Here is a 21,748-nt window from a genome sequence, read left to right as displayed (position 1 = left end):
GAGAAACATATGAGCCAAAATCTTTTTATTACCGGAACCGGGACCGATGTGGGCAAGACCTTTGTCAGCGCCCTCATGGTCAAAAAGCTGGCCCAGAGTGGCTGCCGGGCGGGCTACTTTAAGGCGGCTATGAGCGGAAACAGCCGCCGGGCGGACGGCAGCCTTATTCCCGGGGACGGGGCATGGGTACAGCAGATCTCCGGGATCAGCCAGCCCCTGGAGGAGATGTGTCCCTATGTGTATGAGCACGCCTGGTCCCCCCACCTGGCCTCCCGCGTGGAGGGAAATCCGGTGCAGCTGGAGGAGGTTCAGCGCCGATTTGTCCAGGTGTGCGGGCGCTATGACTATGTCACCGTCGAGGGGAGCGGGGGCATCCTGTGTCCCATCCGCTTTGACCAGGAGAAAATCTGGATGGAGGATGTCATTCAGGTTCTGGGGCTGTCCTGCCTCCTTGTGGCCGACGCCGGGCTGGGTGCTATCAACAGCGTAGGATTGACGGCGGAATATATGCGCAGCCGGGGAATTCCGGTCAAGGGAATCATTTTGAACCGCTTCCACCCCGGAGACGGGATGGAGGAGGACAACCGGGTGATGTGCGAAGCCCTGACTGGCCTGAAGGTGCTGGCCTGTGTCAAGGTGGGGGACGACCAGCTGGACCTGGACGCGCAGGCGCTGGCGGCCCTGTATGAATAAGATTTGGAGGATCCTGCTATGATCTGGTATCCCTATCAGCAGATGAAAACCATGAAAGAGCCCTACCACATCGTAGATGCCCAGGGCGTGTACCTGTATACCCGGAAGGACAAGCTTATTGACTCGGTGTCCTCTTGGTGGAGTGTGATCCATGGCTATAAGCACCCGGAGCTCAACCGGGCCATCCAGGAGCAGACAGAGCGGTTTGCCCACGTGATGTTAGGGGGACTGACCCACGAGCCGGTGGAAAAGCTGTCTCAAAAGCTGGAGGAGTGGCTACCGGGGGATCTGGACTACTGCTTTTTCTCCGACTCGGGCAGTGTGGCGGTGGAGGTGGCCCTGAAGATGGCCCTTCAGTACCATATAAATGGGGGCAGCAGCCGCAGCAAGGTGCTCTCCCTCACCCACGCCTACCACGGCGATACGTTTAAGACCATGGAGGTGGGGGACGACCCGGACTACCACGGGATCCTGCGGGAGAAGCGGGATGTGGTCCACATCCCCACCCAGGTAGAGGAATTGGAGCGGGTCTTCGCAGAACAGGGAGAGACCTTTTCCTGCTTTATCGTGGAGCCTCTGCTCCAGGGCGCGGGGGGCATGCGGATGTACGACGTGTCCTTCCTGAGACGGGCCCGGCAGCTGTGCGACCAGTATGGCGTGCTGCTGATCTTTGATGAGGTGGCCACAGGGTTTGGGCGCACCGGCCACCGCTTTGTGGCCGACCTGGTGCTGCCGGACATCCTGGTGCTGGGCAAGGCGCTCACCGGGGGATACATCGGCCACGCGGTGACGGTGGCTAATCATAAGGTGTACCAGGGGTTTTACAGCGATGACCCGGACCATGCCCTGATGCACGGGCCCACCTTCATGGGCAACGCTCTGGCGTGCAGCGTGGCGCTGCGTTCCATCCAGCTGTTTGAGGAGGGGGACTATCTGTCCCGCATTGCCCGCATCCAGCAGATCTGCCGCCGGGAGCTGGCAGATCTGGACGATCCCCGCATCCAAGAGGTGCGTATCATGGGGGGATGCGCCTGTATCGAAGTAAAAGACAGTCGGGACGTGGAGGGATTCCAGGAGTTTGCCCGTCGGCGGGGGGTGTTCAGCCGCCCCTTCCTGCGGTATATCTATTCCATGGTCCCCTATGTGATCACAGAGGAGGAACTGGTTCAGGTGACCGACACTATGAAGGCCTGGTTCCGGCGGTAAAAAACGCAAACGAGGACGCGGTGGATACCGCGTCCTCGTTTGCGTTACCAATTCTGCGCCAGAAAGATCAGAATGTTCTGGATAAACTTGGGTGCCCCGTGAGCGGCCTCCCGAATGGCGGCGGCCACGGCTGCCGGGTCGGCGTTGAGGCCAAAGGTCAGCGCGCCCTCCGCCGTCTGACCGATGGCCAGGGGAGCGTGGGCCGAACCGCCGATGGCGATTTCCGAGGCGATAGCTCCGCCGCCCGCAGCGTACATACCAAAGGCTCCGCCTCCCATGGCGAACAGCCCCACCGCCGCACCGCCGAAGGCGAGAAGGCCCACCGCCAATCCGCCGATGGCCAGAGCGCCCATGGCCCAGCCGCCCAGAGAAAACAGCAGACCGAAAGAGAGCCCGCCCACGGACAACAGCCCAAAGGAGAAGCCGCCCAGGGTGAACACACCCACGGCCACATTGCCGATGGCCAGGATTCCCTTGGCCACGCCCATCCCCCGGTGTCCCAGCCGGATGTGGACCAGGGGTAGGCCGAAGAGGGTGCGCTTGCTTTTGTATTCGTAGTGGAAGGGAGTGTAGTAGTTGTTGACGATGGTGGTGGTAACCTGGCTGGGAGAGACCTGTGCCTCCTGGCCGGTGACCAGATAGTCCAGAGACACATTGAAGTATCGGCCCAGGGCGGCCAGGTTGTCCAGGTCGGGCCGGGAGGTCCCTGCCTCCCATTTCTGCACTGCCTGACGGGATACCCCCAAGAGATCGGCCAGCCCCTCCTGGGACAGCCCGGATTGCTTTCTCAGCTCATAAAGCCGCTGTTGAAATTCCATTTCCAGCCCTCCGAAACAAAGAGTAGTCAAGGGCCCTTGACGGTGTTTAGCATAGCAAAAAGCAGGCAGCAGCGCAACCTAAAGTGGGATACAATTTGACAACCAGTGGTTGCAATGGGGAAAAAGGCGTGTTTTTGCAACAAAAAAGGAGGGAACCAGAATTCTGGTTCCCTCCTGATATTCAGGAATTACTCCTTCTCAAAGACATCCTTGCCCATGCCGCAGATGGGGCAGACCCAATCCTCAGCGACCTGCTCCCAGGGGGTGCCGGGAGCCACGCCGTGCTCGGGATCGCCAACCGCGGGATCATAGACATAGCCGCAGGGGCAAACATACTTATCCATGTTCGTTCTCCTTCTTGTTAGAAGATTAGCCGAAGTAGCGCTTCAGCAGGCCCTCGAAAGCCTTGCCGTGGCGGGCCTCGTCGCGAGCCATCTCATGCACGGTGTCGTGGATGGCGTCCAGGTTGTGCTGCTTGGCCAGCTTAGCCAGCTCGAACTTGCCGGCGGTAGCGCCGTTCTCAGCGTCAACACGCATCTCCAGGTTCTTCTTGGTGGAGTCGGTCACGACCTCGCCCAGCAGCTCGGCAAACTTAGCGGCGTGCTCGGCCTCCTCATAGGCGGCCTTCTCCCAGTACAGACCGATCTCGGGGTAACCCTCGCGGTGAGCCACACGGGCCATAGCCAGGTACATACCGACCTCGGTGCACTCGCCCTGGAAGTTCTCGCGCAGACCCTGCATGATCTCCTCGGGAGCGCCCTGAGCCACGCCTACCACGTGCTCAGCAGCCCAGCTCTTCTCGCCGGCCTGCTCCACGAACTTCTCCTTGGGAGCCTTGCAGATGGGGCAGAAATCGGGAGCCTCAGCGCCCTCGTGAACATAACCACAAACAGAACAAACAAACTTCTTCATGATAAAACGTCCTCCTCAAAATGTTTTGACTGCATACATGCTTTGCATTTTCCGTAAAAGGTAAGCTCATGGCGTTCCACCTGGAAGCCATATTGCGACTGCACGGCTTGGTTTAGGTTGGCATCCATCGGGATCTTCTTGAGATCGATGACCGCGCCGCAGCAGGTGCAAACAAAGTGACTGTGGGGGGTGGTGTCCGCGTCGAAGCGCTCCTGGCCGTTGACCACGCCCACGCTTTGGACGGTGCCCTGCTGCTGAAAGAAGAGCAGGTTGCGGTAAACGGTCCCCAGACTCAGGTCCGGGTGAGTGGCCTTCAGAGTTTGGTAAAGCCACTCGGCAGAGGGGTGCGCGTCGGTCTGACGCAGTGTGGTCAGGATTGCCTCCCGCTTTTTACTGTATCGAGTGGTTCGCTCCAAAAAGCCGCCTCCTTCCTTAACAGTAGTAATTCTTGTTTGCGAGATGATAATACCACAGTCGGAAGGGCTTGTAAAGAGGGAAATCCCACTTTTTGAAAAAATTTTTTCTCCCGGAGGCTTACAGATCATCCCGCCGCAGTGCCCGCAGAATCGAGGCCTCCACCCGGTCGCCGTACTTCATGCCCAGCAGGAACAGGGCGGCACCGGCCACACCGATGAGAGCCATACCCCACACCGGGATGGAGAAGGAGGCGCCGCCCAGAGCGCTGGCAAAGAGCAGGCCCCAGGGCCGGGTAAGCAGGGCGATAAAAAAGAAGCGCCGCAGAGAAATGGGGGTGAGCCCGGCCAGGATGCACAGCAGGTCGTCGGGGAAGAACGGAAAGAGGAAGGCCAGCACCAGAAAGACATCGGTCTTGGCGTGGATCACATCCAGGTATTTGGCCGATACCCGCTCGCCCACCACCCGGTTGACAAAGGACTGCCCCAGGTTCCGGGCCAGCACAAAGACCAGCAGCGAACCCAGCAGCACGGCTGCAAAGGTGAGAAAGAAGGACAGCCAGGTACCGAACATCACGCCTCCCACCAGGGCGGTGATATTGCTGGGGATGGGAGCCAACACCACCGAGAGAAATTGCACCAGGAAAAAGCACAGGTGAGAGTAGGGAGCAAAGCGCTGGATATACGCCTGCATGGATTCCTGAGAGGAGGCGGCGGCAAAAAAGCCGCTGTGCCAGAGAAACACTCCGCCGCCCAGAAGCAGCAGAAGGACTGCCGCCAAAGAGAGATACTTGCCCGCTCGCTTCATGTGGTAAAACCTCTTTATTTCTTAGTTCAGACAGGAAAAGGCGGAAGACGCCCGCGCCGTCCTCCTTAACATACCACACAGTTATTGAAAAATTGCGAATGGATTCTTAAAAATCCATAAAGGACAGCAAAAGATCCCTCCGGCATTGCCGGAGGGATCTTTGAAATCTTACAGAAGGATGATGCCAGAGGCGTCGCAGGCACGCAGAGTGTCCTCGCCCCACAGGGAGACCTGGACCTCGCCGATGTGAGCCTTGCCTAGCAGCAGCATGGATACCCGGGACTGGCCGATGCCGCCGCCCATGGTCAGAGGCAGCTGGCCGCTGAGAAGCATCTTGTGGAAGGGCAGCTCCCGGCGATCATCGCAGCCGGCCAGGGTGAGCTGGCGGTCCAGGGACTCGGGGCTGACCCGGATGCCCATGGAGGAGATCTCCAGGGACTGGCCGTTGACGCTGTCCCAGCACAGCAGGTCGCCGTTCAGGTTCCAGTCGTCGTAGTCGGGGGCGCGGCCGTCGTGGGGCTTACCAGACTTCAGCTTGCCGCCGATGCCCATGAGGAAGGTGACGGGGTGGTCCTTCACAAAGGCATGTTCCCGTTGCTTGGGGGTGAGGTCGGGGTAGAGGTCCTCCAGCTCCTGGGTGGTGATGAAGGTGATCTCCTCGGGGATTTCCGGCAGCACACACAGCTGGGGGAACATGGAGCGCAGGAAGGACTGGGTGTCCCGCAGAGCGCCCACGATGTCACGAACTGTGGCTTTCAGGTAGTCCACCGTGCGGTCCTGGGCCTCGATGATCTTCTCCCAGTCCCACTGGTCCACGTAGGCGGAGTGGAGATTATCCAGATCCTCGTCCCGGCGGATGGCGTTCATATCGGTGTACAGGCCCTCGCCGGGATGGAACTGATAGCGCTTGAGGGCCAGGCGCTTCCACTTGGCCAGGGAGTGCACCACCACGGCGGTGTCATCCACGCCCCGGATGTCGAAGGCGACAGGACGCTCCACGCCGTTGAGGTCGTCATTGAGGCCGGAAGAGGCGGCCACAAACAGAGGAGCGGACACCCGGTGCAGCCGCAGCGCGCCGCTCAGCCGGTCCTCAAACAGGCGCTTGAGCAGGCCGATGGCCTTTTGGGTCTCATAAATACTCAGCAGGGGAGCATACCCCTGGGGAATGCTGGAATGTTCCATAGAAATGGAGCCTCCTTTATTTAGAATTGCGTTACGATACGAATTGAAGCGCATGGAGCGGATTTCAATGGAACATATTATAATGCGCCTTTGCAGGAATTGCAATCGCTTCTTGCCAATTTGTCATCCGTCACGTATAATGGGACAAGTAATTTTACGCTCAGGAAAGGGGAGAGCGACCGGATGAAATTGATCTCATGGAACGTAAATGGCCTGCGGGCCTGTTTGAAAAAGGGGTTTTTGGACTTTTATCAGGAACAAAAGCCGGATTTCTGCTGCCTGCAGGAGACCAAGATGGAGCAAGGCCAAGCCGACGTGGACCTGGGGGAGAATATGTTGGAGTACTGGAACTCCGCGGAAAAGAAGGGGTACTCGGGTACCGCCGTCTTTACTCCCCACCAGCCTTTGGCGGTGCGCTACGGCATGGGGAAAGAGGAGCACGACCACGAGGGGCGGCTCATCACCCTGGAATATGAGAAGTTCTATCTGGTGTGCTGCTACACCCCCAACTCCCAGAGTGAGCTCAAGCGTTTGGACTACCGCATGGAGTGGGAGGACGACCTGCGCGCCTACCTCATGGAGCTGGACAAGGTCAAGCCGGTCATCTACTGCGGCGACCTCAACGTGGCCCACCGGGAGATCGACCTGAAAAACCCCAAGACCAACCGCATGAACGCCGGCTTTACCGATCAGGAGCGGGAGAAAATGACCACTCTGCTCTCCTCCGGCTTTACCGACACCTTCCGCTTCCTCTATCCCGACCTGGAGGGGGTATACTCCTGGTGGTCCTACCGGTTCCAGGCCCGGAAGAAGAACGCGGGGTGGCGCATCGACTACTTTATCGTATCCGACCGCCTGCAAAACGCCATCAAGCGGGCGGAGATCCTCACCCAGGTAGAGGGCAGCGACCACTGCCCCGTCCTGTTGGAGCTGGATATTTAAAGGAGGGAGCGGGATGAGACGGAAAGACCGGGAGATCCGGGATCTGGATCAGCTGGAAGATATTTTAAAGGAGTGCGACGCGGTGCGCATTGCCGCCCAGGATGAAGCGGGGCTGTTTATTGTCCCCATGAACTTCGGCTATCGGCTGGAGGGGGAGAAGCTTACCCTGTTTGTCCACTCTGCTCCGGAGGGAAGAAAAATAGATGCCTTCCGTCAGGGCGGCACGGTGGCCTTTGAGATGGACTGCGGCCACGCCCTGCGTACTGCCGACACCGCCTGCGGCCACAGCTTTACCTACCGGAGTATTATGGGCTCCGGCACCATCCGGCCGCTCACAGACCGGGAGGAGAAGAAGGCTGGACTGGGTGTGGTCATGGAGCACATGACCGGCCGGACCTGGGACTTCCCGGATGATGCGGTGGACCGCACCGCGGTATTTGCCCTGGAGGTCGCTCAGTGGACGGGCAAATCCAACCAGGCGGGCTGAGGAGGGAATCGGTATGCCGGACTTTGACAGCCAGAAATACGCCTACTCCTCCCGCCGAAATATGGTCTACGCCCGCCATGCGGCGGCCTGTACCTCCATTCCTCAGGGGGCACAGATCGGCCTGGATGTGATGAAGGCGGGGGGCAACGCGGTGGACGCGGCGGTGGCCATGGCCGCTGCCATGCCTCTGCTGGAGCCCACAGGCAACGGCCTGGGCTCGGACTGCTTTGCCCTGGTTTGGATCGAGGCCGAGCAGAAGCTCTACGGCCTCAATGCCAGCGGCCGGGCACCCAGGAATCTGTCGGCGAAGCTGGTGCGGGAGCTGGGCTTTGACCAGATGCCCAAAACGGGCTGGATTCCCACCATGGTGCCGGGCGCCCCGGCGGGGTGGGCGGAGCTGAATCGCCGCTTTGGCACCAAGCCCCTGAAAGAGCTCTTTGCCCCCGCCATCACCTCTGCACGGGATGGGGTGCCGGTTCAGGTGAACCTCCAGCCCCAGTGGGAGAAGGACTCCAAGCGAATTTTGGCCGCTATGGAGCAAAACCCGGCTCCCCACGTTTGGTGGCGGCAGGTATTTTTAAAGGAGGACGGCGCTCCCTACCGCTCCGGTGACATCTTCCGCTGGGAGGAGTACGCCCAGACTCTGGAGGAGCTGGCAGCCACCAACTGCGAGAGCTACTACCGGGGTGCGCTGATGGAGAAAATCGTGGCCTTTAGTCGGGAGACCGGGGGTTACTTCAGCGAGGAGGACTTCCGGAATTACCACCCCGAGTGGGTGGAGCCCATCTCTACGGACTATAAGGGCTACCGGGTGTGGGAGATCCCGCCCAACGGCCACGGCATCACGGTGCTCATGGCCCTCAATATCCTGAAAGGGCTGTCTATGCCGGAGCAGCGGGACTGCCCGGAGACCTACCACAAGATTTTGGAGTCCATCAAGCTGGCCTTTGCCGACACCAAGACCTATGTGGCCGATCCCAAGTACATGAAGACCCGGGTGGAGGACCTGCTCAGCGAGGAGTACGCCGCCAAGCGGCGCGCTCTCATCACCGACAAGGCGATTCTGCCGGAAGCGGGAGACCCCTCATGCGGCGGCACGGTCTATCTGTGTACCGCCGACCCTCAGGGCAACATGGTCTCCTTCATCCAGAGCAACTACACCACCTTCGGCTCCGGTGTGGCTATCCCGGGCACCGGCATTTCTTTGCAGAACCGGGGCGGAAACTTCTCTTTGGATGAGAACAGCGACAACTGTCTGGCCGGAGGCAAGCGGTCCTACCACACCATCATTCCCGGCTTCCTTACCAAAGACGGGAAGGCCGTGGGTCCCTTTGGCGTTATGGGGGCCTTTATGCAGCCTCAGGGCCATGTGCAGGTCATCGTCAACACCATCGACTACCACATGAATCCCCAGGAGTGCTTGGACGCGCCCCGGATGCAGTGGATCGGCGGCAAGCACATCCAGCTGGAGCGGGAGGTGCCCGCCCATGTGGCTTTAGGCTTGGAAGACATGGGCCACGAGGTGGAGATCGCCAACCGGAACGTGGACATGGGCCGTGGAGAGATCATCTGGCGCACGGAAAACGGCCTGCTGGCCGCCGGTACCGAGCCCCGCTGTGACGGCTCCGTTGCCGCCTGGTAACCTACTTTTCTTGAAAGAAAAGTAGGCAAAAGAACTTTGTGCAAAACTTCGTTTTGCCTCTGGGGCAGAGGCCCAAAGGCAGGCGCGTAAACAAGCCAACTGCCACAGCTCTGCTGCACCAGGCGGTGCCATCTCAGCGCAGATTTTTCAAATTTTGCATACATAGGGGCCAGTGTCCCCAAGGCAAGGAGGACCAGTTATCCAGATTTTGCCCGCCGGAAAATCAGCACCAGCCCTTCAGGAGTGCGTCCCCCGTAATCGGGGGTCCGGGGGATGACGCCGATGAACACCGGCGTAAGCCAGGTGTTCATCGAAGGAGTCACCCGGCGATTCTTTGGTTCCTTTCTGATCGCTCAGAAAGGAACAACCGTTTCCCGCCCTGCCGGGCGAAACCGTAGAAAACCAGTTTAGAAAGAAGGCAAATCCCATGAAAATTGCAGAACTGTTCGGAAAAGGTAAAACCGTATTCTCCTGTGAGGTGTTCCCTCCCAAGAAGACCAGCCCCGTGGACAGCATTTATAAGACCCTGGACGGCTTGAAGGATATCAAGCCCGACTTCATCAGCGTCACCTACGGCGCAGGCGGCTCCAGCACGGTGAACCAGTCCACCCGTGAGATCGCCTCCATCATCCAGAACCAGTACCATATCCCCGCCATGGCTCACGTCACCTGTGTGGCCTGCACCAAGGGAGAGGTCACCGAGCTGCTGGCCGGTCTCAAGCAGGACGGCGTGGAGAATGTGCTGGCTCTCCGGGGCGACCGCAACCCCAACTTCCCGCCCAAGACCGACTTTGCCCACGCCGACGAGCTGGTGGCCTTCATCCGCCGCCGGGGCGATTTCGGCGTGTCCGGAGCCTGCTACCCCGAGGGACATCCCGAAAGCCCTGACCTCATTACCGATGTGCGCCATCTGAAGAAGAAGGTGGACGTGGGCGCCCAGCACCTGGTCAGCCAGCTTTTCTTTGACAATGACGACTTCTTCCGCTTCCTGGAGCGCTGCCGTCTGGCGGGCATCGAGGTGCCCATTGAGGCAGGTATCATGCCGGTACTGAACAAGGCCTCCATCGAGCGCATGGTGTCTATGTGCGGCGCTTCCCTGCCCCACAAGCTCACCCGGCTGCTGGCCCGGTATGGCGACCACCCCGAGGCCCTACGGGAGGCTGGCATCGCCTACGCCATCGACCAGATCTCTGACCTCATTGCCGCCGGGGTGGATGGCATCCATCTCTACACCATGAATAATCCCCAGGTGGCCAAGCAGATCAGCGACAGCGTGGCCTCCATCCGCCGCGTATAATTTAGGAGGTACCCTGTGATCAGCGCTCTTTCCCCTCTGGATTTGGACGAGGTGCTGCGGTACATGGGCTGCCCTGCCGAGAAGGCCGACCCCGAAACCCGGACTTTGGTAGAGACCTGTGCCCGGGAGATGGAGGCGGCGGCCCGTCCCCGGTGGACGGGGCGGGTGCTGGACATCACCCTGGAGGAGGACGGCGTACGCCTGGAGGGCGGCCTGCTCCTTCCGGGGCGTGATTTGAGAAAGCACCTGGAGGGTTGTGAGCGGGCGGCGGTGTTCTGCGCCACCCTCTCCGCCCAGGCCGATGCCCTCATCCGCCGCTGGGAGAGCCGGGACATGCTCCGGGCTCTGGCTCTGGACTGCTGTGCCACCGCCGGGGTGGAGCAGGTGTGCGACCAGGTGGAGCAGGAGATCGAGAGCCAGTTCCCCGGCTGCTCCTTCCCGTTCCGCTTCAGTCCCGGCTACGGCGACCTTCCTCTGGAACTCCAGGGGGAGATCCTTCATCTGCTGGACGCCCCCCGAAAGATCGGCCTGTGTGCCAGCGCCAGTCATATTTTGACCCCCCGCAAGTCGGTGACCGCCATTCTGGGCATCGCCCGGGGGGAGATCCAACAAACCGTGCGCAGCTGCCTGAGCTGTCCCGCCCGGGAGAGCTGCCAATACCGAAAGTCAGGTGGACATTGTGGAATTTCTTGAACTGTTAAAAACCGACCGCCCCGTCCTGCTGGACGGCGGCATGGGCACCATGCTTCAGGCCCGGGGCCTGCCCGTGGGCGCCACCCCCGAACTGGTGGCTTTGGAGCACCCCGACTGGCTGCGGGACATCCACACCGCCTACCTGGACGCCGGGTCCCAGATCATCTACGCCAATACCTTCGGGGCCAACCGGGAGAAGCTGGAGCGCACCGGCCGGAGCGTGGAGGAGATCGTCACCGCCGCAGTCACCGTGGCCAAGGAAGCCGCTAGCGGACGGGGACTGGTGGCTCTGGACATCGGCCCCTGCGGCCAGCTGCTGGAGCCTACCGGTATGCTGGGCTTTGAAGACGCGGTGGACCTGTTTGCCCAGGTGGTCCGGGCAGGCGTGAAGGCGGGAGCCGACCTTATCGCCATCGAGACCATGACCGATCTGCAGGAGGCCCGGGCCGCTCTGCTGGCTGCCAAGGAGAACTCCAACCTCCCGGTGCTGGTCACCATGACCTACGAGGCAAGCGGCCGCACCTTTCTGGGCTGTTCTCCCGCCGCCGCCGCCCTCACCCTGGAGGGGCTGGGAGCGGACGCCGTGGGCGTCAACTGCTCTCTGGGTCCCAGGGAGATGCCCCCTCTGGTGGAGGAGCTGCTGAAGTGGACCAACCTGCCCATCGTCCTCAAGCCCAATGCCGGACTGCCCCACCCCGACGGGTCGGGCTATGACATCACCCCCCTGGAGTTTGCCCAGAGCCTTGCCGCCCTGGCCGAACTAGGTGTAAAGGTGTTCGGTGGCTGCTGCGGTACCACGCCGGAGTATATTGCCTTGCTGTCCCAGGAGCTGGCGGGCAAGACGGTGAAGGCGGTGCCCCGCCATGTCCCCGCCGCCGTGTGCAGCGCCACCCAGGCCGTGCCTATCGACCGGGTGCGGGTCATCGGTGAGCGCATCAACCCCACCGGCAAGAAGCTGATGAAGGAGGCCCTCCGGCGGGGCGATGTAGACTATATGCTGGGTCAGGCTTTGGCTCAGACCGAGGCGGGAGCCGACATTCTGGATGTGAACGTGGGTCTGCCGGAGATCGACGAGGCGGACATGATGGTGCGCACCGTCAAGGCCCTCCAGGGAGTCACCGACGCTCCCCTCCAGGTGGACTCCACCGACCCCAAGGTGCTGGAGCAGGCCCTGCGGGTCTACTGCGGCAAGGCCATCGTCAACTCGGTGAACGGAGAGAGTGCCTCTCTGGAGACCATCCTGCCCTTGGTGAAGAAGTATGGTGCGGCGGTGGTGGGCCTCACCCTGGATGAAAACGGCATCCCCAACACCGCCCAGGCCCGCTTGGATATCGCCCGGCGCATCCTGGAGCGTGCCCAGGCCCTGGGCATCCGAAAAGAGGACGTGTATATCGACTGCCTCACCCTCACCGTCTCCGCTGAGCAGGCGGCCGCCTCCCAGACCCTGGAGGCCCTTCATCGGGTGAAAACGGAACTGGGCCTGAAGACGGTGCTGGGCGTGTCCAACATCTCCTTCGGCCTGCCCGCCCGGCCCCTGGTGAACCAGAACTTCCTCACCATGGCCATGTCTGCCGGGCTGGACCTGCCCATCATCAACCCCAATGTGGACGCCATGATGGCGGCGGTGCGGTGCTTCCACTTGCTCACCAACGTGGACACCGATGCCCGGGAGTTCATTGCCGCCTACGCCAATGCCTCCGTGTCCACCTCCATCACCGCTGGGAGTGCCCCGGCGGCTCCCCAGTCCACGGGACGGTCTCTCAAGGACCTGGTCATCGCGGGACTCAAGGGAGAGGCGGGTCAGGCTACCCGCGCTCTGCTGGAGACCACCGCTCCCATGGACATTGTGGATAACGTGCTCATCCCGGCTCTCGATCAGGTGGGAGCCGACTTTGAGCAGAACAAGGTGTTTTTGCCCCAGCTCATCCAGTCGGCCGGCGCTGCCCAGGCCGCCTTTGAGGTCATCCGGGAAAAGCTGTCCAGCGGCGAGGGGGGCAATGTGAGCCGCGGCAACGTGGTGCTGGCCACCGTGAAGGGGGACATCCACGACATCGGCAAGAACATCGTCAAGGTGCTGCTGGAAAACTACGGCTACACCGTCATCGACCTGGGCCGGGACGTGGACCCTGCCGCCGTGGTGGAGGCCGCCCGGAAGTATGAGGCCCCCCTGGTGGGCCTGTCCGCCCTGATGACCACCACCCTCAAGAGCATGGCCCAGACCATCGCCCAGCTCCATGATGCGGGGCTGCCCTGCAAGATCATGGTGGGAGGCGCGGTGCTCACCCCCGAGTACGCCAAGGAAATCTCCGCAGACTTCTATGCACGAGATGCCAAGGAGAGTGTGGATATCGCCAAGCGCGTGGTGGGATAATGGGCAGAAAGCTTGCCTTTTGAACCGAAAACTGGTACAATATTCTCCGCCCTTTCCCCAAAACCGGGGGAGAGGGTGGAGAATTTTACGTATTGGCCTCCGGGCCGAGCATAGGAGGCTTATCAGAATGGACAAGGCAGGAGCTGGAAAGCGGAGCGAAAAACGGCCGCTGCTGCAGACCGGCATCGGAAAGGCGCTGTTCGGATTGCTGGTACTGGCGGTGGCCTACGCCGGAGGCTACTGGTTCTGGCGGAGCCAGCAGCCGGATACCTTTTATTACCGCAATATGGAGATGACCGCCCTGGACGGGGTGGAGCGCAACACCTATATCCCCCAGGCCTTTGTGCAGGGAGAAAACGGGTGGATCTCTTATCCCGACGCCCTCCAGGGTGTGGACGTGTCCGTCTATCAGGGGGAGATCGACTGGCAGGCGGTGGCTGACGCGGGGGTGGACTTTGCCATCATCCGGGTGGGCTACCGGGGCTACTCTCAGGGAGCCATCCAGCCCGACACCAACTTCCAGAAGAATATGGAAGGTGCCCTGAAGGCAGGGTTGGATGTGGGCGTGTACTTCTTCTCTCAGGCTACCACAGTGCGGGAGGCAGAGGAGGAGGCCGACTACGTGCTGGAGGCCATCCGCAACTACCCGGTGACCTATCCGGTGGTCTTTGACTGGGAGTTTATTGACGGGCAGCAGGCCCGTACGGACGAGATCGATGGAGAGCGCATGACCGAGTGCGCCAAGACCTTCTGCGAGCTGGTGCGGGCAGGAGGATATACCCCCATGGTCTACTTCAACCAGGAGCAGGGATATCTGTACTATCAGCTGGACCAGCTGGACGAATTTCCCTTCTGGCTGGCAGAGTATGATGAAAAGCCCGACTTTTTCTACAATTTTGCCATGTGGCAGTACACCCATACCGGGACAGTACCCGGTATTCCGGGCAACGTAGATCTGAACCTGGCCTTCCAGGACTTGTCGAAAAAATAACAACGAACCCCCGCCGTGAGATACATCTCCCGGCGGGGGTTCTCTTTATTTTTCCAGAATGGTCTGGGCCAGCTCCTGGGCGGTGCGGTCTACCAGGGAGAAGTCCACGTAGGGGTGGTAGATGGCCTCCAGGTCATCGTGCATGGCCTTGGCCTGGGCCAGGGAGGCCACGGCCTCCTCCATGAGAGCCTCCCCCACCTTCTGGGCAAAGCGGATGCGGGGGCGGCTGCGGCGCATCAGGTCGCCGCCCACGCCGGTTTCGATGCGCACCCGTCGCCAGGGCTTTTCCGCCGGAGACTGACCGGGGGTGACGGAGAGGAAGGCCAGCCCGGCCTGGGGAATGAGCAGATGGGCCAGACGCTGGGGGGCCATGGGATCGGGGCAGGCCACCACGTCGTAGCCCTTGGCCACCGCGCCGGAGAGCAAATGGGTGAGCAGCCCATGGGCCAGACCACAGCGGTCATGGAGCTCATAGACCTTGGGACACTGAATGAGGGCCGTGTCGTACAAGGTCATAACCCCCTTGTGGGTGACCGCGCCCAGAAAGCGCTGCTTTACCTGTCCGGGCAGCGCGGGTCGAGCTTTCAGCTCCCGGCTGAGAATCCCTCTGGCCCGTTTGGCCAGCCGCTCCTCCAGGGCAGGGGTGGTGAGGGTGGCTCGCAAATCCTCCTGAATGGCTGCCGCGGCACCCAGACACCGATAGGCCCGCTGGTAGCAGGCCTTGTAGCCTGTCATGCAGGACATGAGCTCTCCCTTCACTTCCTGCAATCCTTCTCTCTGATAGGCCCGGCCCAGGTTGACGTACTCCTCCACCGCGCCGGGATATTTGGGCTCGACCACGTGGGAGTGAGTAGCAATAGGACACGGAATTCATCAAGACAGAGCTCCGAAATGCTATGTTGAGAAATCTGTGAAAGTATCCCGCTAACGTTTAAACTGATCGGACAAGCTATTTGAATTTAGGCGTGACTGCTCAATCTGATAACCCCATAGAATCTTAGAACAGAAGACTTATAAAAGAAAATACAGCTAATAAAATAGAAATGCAATTTTAAATTGGCGAAGGAGACAAATATGTGTAGGATTATAACAATCACGAACTCAAAAGGCGGCGTTGGAAAGACCACTACCTGTGCCAACCTGGGTGCCGCCTTGGCCGCTGCGGGCAAACGTGTCCTTCTTGTGGATAATGATCCGCAGGGAGACCTGACAAAGGTTATGCGGGCTGACCCGAAAAACCTCAAATACACTTTGGCAAACCTAATGAATGCAGTTTTGGACGATACGGAATTTGAGTTCTTTGCAGATAAGACTGTTGTCCAAAGAGAAAGCGTCCACTACATCCCAGCGAACTCAAAGCTGGCCGCTGTGTCCAGTCGGCTGGTGGCGCTGCAAATGAGCAGCCGGTATCGGGGCGGCGACAGTGGTGGTACCCCCTGTGAGTTGGTCATGGCCAGTGTCCTAAAGTATTTTGAGGAGCGGTACGATTACATCCTGATCGATTGCGGTCACAGCATGGATCTGCTGACAATCAACGCCTTGGCTGCCGCGGACCAGGCTATTGTTCCCGTACAGGCGCATTACCTGGCAATGGAGGATATGGCCGATACGTTGGAAGTTATCAAAACGATCCGTCAGGGGATCAATCCCGCCCTCACAGTAGGCGGAATTCTGCTGACCATGTATCAGGGACGCACCAATCTGTGTCGCAGTATCCAGGACGAGATCCAGGCTGACTACGGCAATGTGTTCACCGTTTTCTCCGCCCCCATTGATTTCTCCATCCGTGTTGCGGAGCATCCCATTGACGCGGCAAGTATTTTTGAATATGAGCCCACCAATCCCGCAGCGAAAGCATATTCTGCGGTAGCGCGGGAGGTGCTGTCCTATGCCAAGAAATAGAGTGCAAAATGCGCTTAGGCAGCGTAAGCAGGACGAGGCAAGTGCCAACTTGGCCACAGGGCAGCCACAGGAAAAAGCTTATGATTGCTTTTTCCATCATGATGACCTTCCATCACCTATGGAAAATGGCACCCTGTGTACCCTTCCGCTGAAACAGCTGGATGGCTTCCCAGGACATGAGGAACATTTTCCTCTCTATACCGGGCAGCGGTTGGATGATATGGTGGACAGCATTCGTCGGCTTGGGGTGCAGACACCCATTCTAGTCTGGAAAACCAGCAATGGACGTTACATCATCATCAGTGGACATAATCGAGTCAATGCCTCGCTCCCCGCGGGCTGCACCACAATTCCGGCAGTGGTACGGACTGATTTGACCATGGAAACTGCAGAGGACCTCTTCTTTGAGATGAACTTCCGGCAGCGCTCTCTGGCAGACATGCTCTTTTCCCAACGGGTGCTTTGTGTGGCGGCCCATTACAATATGATGAAGCGACAGGGGTGCCGCACAGATCTTCTGACAGCGGCAGAGACTTCTCCTGACACTCAGGAAAAGTCCCATACTGACGAGAAGATTGCTCAGGAATATGAGTTGACCCGAGATAAGGTGTCCAAATACTGTCGATATGCGACGCTGTACCGTCCCCTGCTGCTGCTCATGGATACCGGAAAGCAGTTGGGACAGTTGGCCGCTTACGAAGTCAGTTTTGTGGAAGATCACGACCTTCAGAAATGCATCTATCAGCACATTTCCACTGGGAAATCAACACTGTCCACTGCAAAGGGGAAAAAACTCCGGGCACTCTTTGAAGCGGGAAATTTGGATGCTGCCCAAATCAAAGCTATTTTGACCGAGGAGACCACTACCGCAAAATGGCCCGGGCGCCGCATCTCGGTTACGCTCTCAGCGGATTTCGAGTCGTATTTCCCAAAGAAGGCAACTGCAAAAGAAATCGAAGAAACCATTCAAAAGGCACTTGAACTTTATTTTAAGACTACAAAGAGTTCTTTATAGAGTCAAGCAAAAAGTACTGGCTCGGCGCTTCCGATAAGGAAGCGTCGGGCCTTTCTTTTTCAAATCAAATAGGAGGTAGGTAATATGCCAAAAAACCTGTATCTTCGTGTCTCAGATCCTTTTGATGAATCCACAGCGGCACGTTTGGAGCGTATGGGCATTCTTCACCCCACCGGCGAAGTAAACATCGAGACCATGCGCGCCTTTGTGCAGATATTTGCAGGCCTGTTCTTTGATGATCTGTGTGATTTCTACTCGGACCAGGAGGAGGTCTCTGCCGTGGCGGCTGCATTCTCTGAGCTGTCCGCCCGAAAGGACTGCCAGAATATCTATCTGCTGATTTCGCTCCAGTATGATACTATCCGCAAACCGCTCCCTGATCCCATCTGGTGGCTGGCCGGCTGTGCCCCCGCCTTGTCCCTATTCTGTCTGGGATTTGTGGAGCGGCTTATGGAGCTGATGAAAGGCCAGGCCTGCACTGGGAAGGAGAGAGTTGCGCATGAAGTTGCAGATTGTTGTACCGGTTGAGGGCGCTACGCCCTTCCTGGAGTTCTTCGATACTCTGGATGAAAAGCAGCGACAAAAGCTCATGTCGCTTTTTGCCATGCTTTTGCAATCGCCCGCAGCAGTGATGCGGGAACCCTATGTGAAGCATTTTTCCATCGAACGATACCAGGCTCTCTATGAGCTGCGAGCCAAAAGCAAGAACTTGGTTCGGATCATCTTCACACTCACCGACAGCGGCGACATTCTCTTTCTAGCTCCGTTCATCAAGCGCCATAAGAGAAACACCATGCAGGCGCTGGAACGCTCTCTGGACTACCTGGCGTACATCAAGGATGGGTCATGCTCCATTCAGGAGCTATCCATAAAATTTTTTCTCAATGGAGGTATCACAGTATGACGAAACACAAATTGATCTGGGCGGGGCTCATCATTGGGCTTCCCACGCTGTTCCTGGCGCTCTGGAAAGGCTGGTGGGCGAAGGTATGAAGAGAACGGCTGTATTATTGATGCTCCTGTGTATGCTGACTGTCACGGCCTCTGCGGCCTATGTCCCGGAAGATGTGGTATCGGAAAACCGGGACGGCAGGCAGCTGATCATCAAGACCTACACCCTTCCCCCTGATGCCGACCCCAGCGAATTGATCGAGGAACCCTTTGAGCTGGAGGGCTACACCTACCATCACCTTGAAACCGTCAAGGAAGAGCAGGCATTTAAGGATTCCAAGGCACAAACGGAAGTTGTCACATTGGAAACCAGTACGGATGATCTGGCAAAAATACTTGAGCAGCTGGCCCCTACCATGGAATACAACAAGGACGGCTATTCTGGTACGTTAACTCTGGATCATACCACCATTCAGACTGAGGCCGCAGGCTACACCACGAAATACTATACCATCACTGATACGAAGCAATTTCCGGGACTGTCCCGGAACGATCCTTCCTGCGTCCCCACAACGACCGTGAAAAACGGCAGTACCTTGACGCTGAGTGATATTTCCTGGACCGTAACAGGCACGGGTCTGGCTGATGACACTCTCGTCCCCACCTCGTACACAGCCACGGCAACCTATACGGCAACTGGGAGCCGGAGCGTGGCTACCGGCTATGTGACTACGGCCAGTTATACCGGAGAAGTCATAGCTGAAGGCATTCAGTCGATTGCTTACACGGTCACCTACTTGGGCACCCCTGTTGAAACGCCGGTTACTTTCCAGCCGCTCTGGCTGGCTGTGCCTGGCGCGATTCTCCTGCTTCTGGTATTAGGCGGCATCGTGTATGCAGTGCGCTTCCGACCCAATGCAGTAATCTATGCCATGAACGCAAGAGGTGTCGCCTACAAAAAACTGGGCAAGCAACGGGTTTCCACCCGCACCCCCAAATTGGATCTCACTAAACTGCGGGAGTACCCGGCGGGCGATGCAAGCGTGGAGTTGCCCAACAAGCTGGCACACAAACTTGCCGGCAGGATCATCACCATCCAGATGTATGGCGGGAGTCGTACACACCTGGTGGAACCTTTCGAGGGGGATGACAACTACTGGTTTGCAATCAATGAAGACGAAAAGGAGGATGATGAATTATGAAACGATGCAGAGGGCTATTGCTCTCCTTGGCGGGCTTGATGCTCATGACCACCCCTGCTTTTGCTGCGGACTACAATTTTGAAACGCCGTCGCCTAAGGATTATTATGGGAGCACTTCCTACGAGGAGGTTTACGGTGCGCAGTACAATTACGGCGGCATCAACGCTGTGGACTTCCTTGACCCCTTGGCTGACGGCGCCCCGGTCTCCACGGTGGGCGGTGGCTCTACTGTGGAATATGGGATCAACGCGGGCAACGGAAGCATCTATCCGGACAGCAGTTCGGACGGTTACCCCATCCAATGGGGAGATGTTTCCACACTTCCGACAACGCAATTCACTTCCGCCAGTGAAGTAAAGCGTTCCGATGGCAGTATCGGTACCCTGGTTATCCCTAGCCTTGGGATTCGCTATAAGGCCTATGAGGGTACAGACTCGGCCGCCATGCGAAATGGTGTGGGCCACTTCCCCAGCACCAGTGCATGGGGTGGAAACATTGGCTTATGTGGTCACAACAGAGGATCGAGTCACAACATCGGCTCAATCAAGAACCTGGATGTCGGCGATACCATTCGCTATGAGACCAGTCTGGGAACGCGTACCTATGCGGTAAGCGCTGTCAAGATCATCGACTGGACAGATTGGAGCTATCTGAATGCCACATCGGATAACCGCATTACCATTATCACCTGTCTGGCAGACCAGCCTACTAAACGGGTTTGTGTCCAGGCGGTCGAGGTCAGTTCATAAAAAATTCAAAATAAACTTTTATGACCTCAATTCGTCCCTCGAAAAGCAAAAAACGGCAATAACAGGAATATAATAAGTAACTTTTGATTTATCGGCAAAGGCGTTTCAAAAAAACCTTTGACATGGCTCCTTTTTCGCATTATTTTGGGCTTGAGGAAACATTTCAGGTGGAAAGGGGGCACCGTTATGACATGGAAGTTTCCAAGCGAAAGGGGCCGGAAACCGGATGACTCTACTCTTCGCATTTGCTTGGATATGACATTTGACGTCCCCAATGAGATCGCAGAACAACTTGAATTATGGGGACTCAATACATTCCAGAAATGTGAGTACGATCAGGATTGCCGGCAGTTAAAGGTGAGTGCTCAAACAACGCTGTATCGAAAGGGGGCTTAAATCAATGAACTGGAAACGCTTTTTGCCATTCCTTCTCAGCCTGTGTCTACTGTTTGTTTTTTCCGCAGAAGTAGCTGCGGCTGCCGTTTCCTCTGAACAAGAGACCGCGGCCAGCTATCTTAAAAAGCAAGGAATCATGGTGGGCGATCAGGCCGGAAACATGAATCTGGACAAAGGGCTTACCCGGATAGAACTGGCCACGATTTTAACTCGCTTGAATGGAAATCCAGAGCATGTTCAGGCCGAACAAGTATTTTATTCCGATCAGTGCAAATTCCCGGATGTCCCAGATTGGGCCCGTCTCTATGTAGGCTACTGCTATTTTAACGGCCTTATGGTCGGTTATGATACTGGAGCCTTCGGCGCCTATGATGGTGTGACCCCTGCGGCTGCCTCTACAGTTGTTCTAAGGTATATGGCCTTGCAGGAGGTTGAATGGGATTATTCCACCGCTTGCCAAACTGCCCTGGAGCAGGGGCTGATTACATCCGAAGCTGCGCTCAAAGCAGAAGTTACGCGAGGCGATCTGGCAGTCATGATCTACCGGGCTTTGGGGAATACAGGTCCGACGGACACAGAGGAGCCGGAGACTCCGTCTACCACGGGTATCAGTAAAAATCCAGATGGTTCGATCAATCCGCCCGCTGACGGTTCTCGGTATGTTCCCCAGGTCGGAGATGTGATCCGCTGTGATGATGGAAATAACTATACGGTTATCAATGTAGACAGATATTATCTGGGAACTGCTGCACCTGGAAACCTCCAGAATCTGCCAAGTGCTGTCTGGGACGGAAGTATCTTCCCGCAGGTAGAACTCCCGGAGCCGGTAGCCCGCCACTTTAATAACGCAGGAGATGAGCTCTTTCTCCGTAACCTCTATGAGACCCGGCGGATGCAGTACACCCTGTATGCGGTAGCGCAGCGTGAGGGAAACAACAAGCTCAACATTCAATTGGGAATTCCGGCAGCGTATGAAGCTATGACACAGGTGTTCTGGCCCTGGAACGAGGGGGAGCTGACCAAACAAATTTCAAACTTACCTTATGGAACCTACTATGTGGAAGCCTGGGACTACTACCTTAACGGAGTGTTCCAGCATACCCGATACTATCTGACAATCCGATAAATCACTTCTGGG

At 58.1% G+C, this 21,748-nt stretch carries 23 protein-coding genes; 16 read left to right on the top strand and 7 right to left on the bottom strand.

Annotated features, from left to right (window positions below):
- Positions 1 to 9: 9 nt before the first annotated feature.
- Both bioD and bioA read left to right on the top strand, forming a co-directional pair.
- On the top strand, positions 10 to 693 hold the full coding sequence (gene bioD, locus ACEVJL_RS04810) for a dethiobiotin synthase (protein WP_374737067.1): 684 nt from the start codon (positions 10 to 12) through the stop codon (positions 691 to 693).
- Between the two features lie 18 nt (positions 694 to 711).
- A complete protein-coding gene (gene bioA / locus ACEVJL_RS04805; RefSeq protein WP_374737065.1) occupies positions 712 to 1,899 on the top strand; it encodes an adenosylmethionine--8-amino-7-oxononanoate transaminase in 1,188 nt (395 codons plus the stop codon).
- 44 nt (positions 1,900 to 1,943) lie between these two features.
- Here the strand turns inward: bioA and ACEVJL_RS04800 are convergent, their stop codons facing one another.
- The 6 genes from ACEVJL_RS04800 to asnA all read right to left on the bottom strand — a co-directional run bounded on the left by ACEVJL_RS04800 (position 1,944) and on the right by asnA (position 6,032).
- The gene (locus ACEVJL_RS04800) at positions 1,944 to 2,717 is read right to left on the bottom strand and encodes a helix-turn-helix domain-containing protein (protein ID WP_374737064.1); all 774 of its coding nucleotides are present in this window, start codon (positions 2,715 to 2,717) and stop codon (positions 1,944 to 1,946) included.
- A gap of 188 nt (positions 2,718 to 2,905) precedes the next feature.
- Entirely contained in the window at positions 2,906 to 3,061 is a 156-nt protein-coding gene (locus ACEVJL_RS04795; RefSeq protein ID WP_110442125.1) for a rubredoxin, read from the bottom strand.
- 25 nt (positions 3,062 to 3,086) lie between these two features.
- On the bottom strand, positions 3,087 to 3,629 hold the full coding sequence (locus ACEVJL_RS04790; RefSeq protein ID WP_008981661.1) for an NADH peroxidase: 543 nt from the start codon (positions 3,627 to 3,629) through the stop codon (positions 3,087 to 3,089).
- Positions 3,626 to 4,045 carry a Fur family transcriptional regulator gene (locus ACEVJL_RS04785; RefSeq protein ID WP_302668562.1) on the bottom strand — a complete coding sequence of 140 codons (420 nt, stop codon included), beginning with the start codon at positions 4,043 to 4,045 and terminating at the stop codon, positions 3,626 to 3,628. The genes ACEVJL_RS04790 and ACEVJL_RS04785 overlap by 4 nt, the downstream gene beginning before the upstream one ends.
- Before the next feature lie 118 nt (positions 4,046 to 4,163).
- A complete protein-coding gene (locus ACEVJL_RS04780) occupies positions 4,164 to 4,850 on the bottom strand; it encodes a TVP38/TMEM64 family protein (RefSeq protein ID WP_235395694.1) in 687 nt (228 codons plus the stop codon).
- Between the two features lie 168 nt (positions 4,851 to 5,018).
- Positions 5,019 to 6,032: an aspartate--ammonia ligase gene (gene asnA, locus ACEVJL_RS04775; RefSeq protein ID WP_374737063.1), complete on the bottom strand. Its 1,014-nt coding sequence runs from the start codon at positions 6,030 to 6,032 to the stop codon at positions 5,019 to 5,021.
- A 183-nt stretch (positions 6,033 to 6,215) separates the two neighbouring features.
- Here asnA and ACEVJL_RS04770 point away from each other — a divergent pair, with 183 nt between their 5' ends.
- The 7 genes from ACEVJL_RS04770 (at position 6,216) to ACEVJL_RS04740 (ending at position 14,455) form a co-directional block, all read left to right on the top strand.
- Positions 6,216 to 6,974, top strand: a complete 759-nt coding sequence (locus ACEVJL_RS04770; protein WP_008981665.1) for an exodeoxyribonuclease III — start codon at positions 6,216 to 6,218, stop codon at positions 6,972 to 6,974.
- 13 nt (positions 6,975 to 6,987) lie between these two features.
- Positions 6,988 to 7,461 (top strand): pyridoxamine 5'-phosphate oxidase family protein, encoded by a 474-nt coding sequence (locus ACEVJL_RS04765; RefSeq protein ID WP_374737062.1) that lies wholly within the window; start codon positions 6,988 to 6,990, stop codon positions 7,459 to 7,461.
- A 13-nt stretch (positions 7,462 to 7,474) separates the two neighbouring features.
- Positions 7,475 to 9,103, top strand: a complete 1,629-nt coding sequence (locus tag ACEVJL_RS04760; RefSeq protein ID WP_374737061.1) for a gamma-glutamyltransferase family protein — start codon at positions 7,475 to 7,477, stop codon at positions 9,101 to 9,103.
- A gap of 427 nt (positions 9,104 to 9,530) precedes the next feature.
- A complete protein-coding gene (metF, locus tag ACEVJL_RS04755; protein WP_302668566.1) occupies positions 9,531 to 10,400 on the top strand; it encodes a methylenetetrahydrofolate reductase [NAD(P)H] in 870 nt (289 codons plus the stop codon).
- Positions 10,401 to 10,415: 15 nt separating this feature from the next.
- Positions 10,416 to 11,093 (top strand): methionine synthase, encoded by a 678-nt coding sequence (locus tag ACEVJL_RS04750; protein ID WP_151076225.1) that lies wholly within the window; start codon positions 10,416 to 10,418, stop codon positions 11,091 to 11,093.
- Entirely contained in the window at positions 11,080 to 13,464 is a 2,385-nt protein-coding gene (locus ACEVJL_RS04745; protein ID WP_374737060.1) for a homocysteine S-methyltransferase family protein, read from the top strand. The genes ACEVJL_RS04750 and ACEVJL_RS04745 overlap by 14 nt, the downstream gene beginning before the upstream one ends.
- Positions 13,465 to 13,591: 127 nt before the next feature.
- Positions 13,592 to 14,455, top strand: coding sequence for a glycoside hydrolase family 25 protein (locus tag ACEVJL_RS04740; protein WP_374737059.1), 864 nt, complete (start codon positions 13,592 to 13,594; stop codon positions 14,453 to 14,455).
- A 45-nt stretch (positions 14,456 to 14,500) separates the two neighbouring features.
- Here the strand turns inward: ACEVJL_RS04740 and ACEVJL_RS04735 are convergent, their stop codons facing one another.
- Positions 14,501 to 15,295, bottom strand: a complete 795-nt coding sequence (locus ACEVJL_RS04735; protein ID WP_374737058.1) for a hypothetical protein — start codon at positions 15,293 to 15,295, stop codon at positions 14,501 to 14,503.
- 234 nt (positions 15,296 to 15,529) lie between these two features.
- Between ACEVJL_RS04735 and ACEVJL_RS04730 the strand changes: the two genes are divergently transcribed.
- The 7 genes from ACEVJL_RS04730 to ACEVJL_RS04700 all read left to right on the top strand — a co-directional run bounded on the left by ACEVJL_RS04730 (position 15,530) and on the right by ACEVJL_RS04700 (position 21,736).
- Positions 15,530 to 16,357, top strand: coding sequence for a ParA family protein (locus ACEVJL_RS04730; RefSeq protein ID WP_374737057.1), 828 nt, complete (start codon positions 15,530 to 15,532; stop codon positions 16,355 to 16,357).
- Complete coding sequence (locus ACEVJL_RS04725; RefSeq protein ID WP_374737056.1) at positions 16,344 to 17,372, top strand: ParB N-terminal domain-containing protein; 1,029 nt, start codon at positions 16,344 to 16,346, stop codon at positions 17,370 to 17,372. The genes ACEVJL_RS04730 and ACEVJL_RS04725 overlap by 14 nt, the downstream gene beginning before the upstream one ends.
- An 84-nt stretch (positions 17,373 to 17,456) precedes the next feature.
- On the top strand, positions 17,457 to 17,900 hold the full coding sequence (locus ACEVJL_RS04720) for a hypothetical protein (protein WP_374737055.1): 444 nt from the start codon (positions 17,457 to 17,459) through the stop codon (positions 17,898 to 17,900).
- Positions 17,872 to 18,276, top strand: a complete 405-nt coding sequence (locus tag ACEVJL_RS04715; protein WP_087389079.1) for a type II toxin-antitoxin system RelE/ParE family toxin — start codon at positions 17,872 to 17,874, stop codon at positions 18,274 to 18,276. Before ACEVJL_RS04720 ends, ACEVJL_RS04715 begins: the two co-directional genes overlap by 29 nt.
- An 85-nt stretch (positions 18,277 to 18,361) precedes the next feature.
- Complete coding sequence (locus tag ACEVJL_RS04710; protein ID WP_374737053.1) at positions 18,362 to 19,465, top strand: hypothetical protein; 1,104 nt, start codon at positions 18,362 to 18,364, stop codon at positions 19,463 to 19,465.
- Positions 19,462 to 20,214 carry a class D sortase gene (locus ACEVJL_RS04705; RefSeq protein WP_374737052.1) on the top strand — a complete coding sequence of 251 codons (753 nt, stop codon included), beginning with the start codon at positions 19,462 to 19,464 and terminating at the stop codon, positions 20,212 to 20,214. Before ACEVJL_RS04710 ends, ACEVJL_RS04705 begins: the two co-directional genes overlap by 4 nt.
- 400 nt (positions 20,215 to 20,614) lie before the next feature.
- The gene (locus ACEVJL_RS04700) at positions 20,615 to 21,736 is read left to right on the top strand and encodes an S-layer homology domain-containing protein (protein ID WP_374737051.1); all 1,122 of its coding nucleotides are present in this window, start codon (positions 20,615 to 20,617) and stop codon (positions 21,734 to 21,736) included.
- Positions 21,737 to 21,748: the final 12 nt, after the last annotated feature.

Origin of the sequence: Flintibacter porci (assembly GCF_041925195.1) — a bacterium.
GTDB classification, from domain to species: domain Bacteria; phylum Bacillota; class Clostridia; order Oscillospirales; family Oscillospiraceae; genus Lawsonibacter; species Lawsonibacter porci.
The sequence above is the reverse complement of the archived record's forward strand: the minus strand, read 5'-3'. Positions and strand labels throughout refer to the sequence as shown.

Coding starts and splice junctions, on each gene's coding strand:
- bioD (WP_374737067.1), top strand. CDS start 10: ATGAGCCAAAATCTTTTTATTACCGGAACCGGGACCGATGTGGGCAAG.
- bioA (WP_374737065.1), top strand. CDS start 712: ATGATCTGGTATCCCTATCAGCAGATGAAAACCATGAAAGAGCCCTAC.
- ACEVJL_RS04800 (WP_374737064.1), bottom strand. CDS start 2,717: ATGGAATTTCAACAGCGGCTTTATGAGCTGAGAAAGCAATCCGGGCTG.
- ACEVJL_RS04795 (WP_110442125.1), bottom strand. CDS start 3,061: ATGGATAAGTATGTTTGCCCCTGCGGCTATGTCTATGATCCCGCGGTT.
- ACEVJL_RS04790 (WP_008981661.1), bottom strand. CDS start 3,629: ATGAAGAAGTTTGTTTGTTCTGTTTGTGGTTATGTTCACGAGGGCGCT.
- ACEVJL_RS04780 (WP_235395694.1), bottom strand. CDS start 4,850: ATGAAGCGAGCGGGCAAGTATCTCTCTTTGGCGGCAGTCCTTCTGCTG.
- asnA (WP_374737063.1), bottom strand. CDS start 6,032: ATGGAACATTCCAGCATTCCCCAGGGGTATGCTCCCCTGCTGAGTATT.
- ACEVJL_RS04770 (WP_008981665.1), top strand. CDS start 6,216: ATGAAATTGATCTCATGGAACGTAAATGGCCTGCGGGCCTGTTTGAAA.
- ACEVJL_RS04765 (WP_374737062.1), top strand. CDS start 6,988: ATGAGACGGAAAGACCGGGAGATCCGGGATCTGGATCAGCTGGAAGAT.
- ACEVJL_RS04760 (WP_374737061.1), top strand. CDS start 7,475: ATGCCGGACTTTGACAGCCAGAAATACGCCTACTCCTCCCGCCGAAAT.
- metF (WP_302668566.1), top strand. CDS start 9,531: ATGAAAATTGCAGAACTGTTCGGAAAAGGTAAAACCGTATTCTCCTGT.
- ACEVJL_RS04740 (WP_374737059.1), top strand. CDS start 13,592: ATGGACAAGGCAGGAGCTGGAAAGCGGAGCGAAAAACGGCCGCTGCTG.
- ACEVJL_RS04730 (WP_374737057.1), top strand. CDS start 15,530: ATGTGTAGGATTATAACAATCACGAACTCAAAAGGCGGCGTTGGAAAG.
- ACEVJL_RS04725 (WP_374737056.1), top strand. CDS start 16,344: ATGCCAAGAAATAGAGTGCAAAATGCGCTTAGGCAGCGTAAGCAGGAC.
- ACEVJL_RS04720 (WP_374737055.1), top strand. CDS start 17,457: ATGCCAAAAAACCTGTATCTTCGTGTCTCAGATCCTTTTGATGAATCC.
- ACEVJL_RS04715 (WP_087389079.1), top strand. CDS start 17,872: ATGAAGTTGCAGATTGTTGTACCGGTTGAGGGCGCTACGCCCTTCCTG.
- ACEVJL_RS04710 (WP_374737053.1), top strand. CDS start 18,362: ATGAAGAGAACGGCTGTATTATTGATGCTCCTGTGTATGCTGACTGTC.
- ACEVJL_RS04705 (WP_374737052.1), top strand. CDS start 19,462: ATGAAACGATGCAGAGGGCTATTGCTCTCCTTGGCGGGCTTGATGCTC.
- ACEVJL_RS04700 (WP_374737051.1), top strand. CDS start 20,615: ATGAACTGGAAACGCTTTTTGCCATTCCTTCTCAGCCTGTGTCTACTG.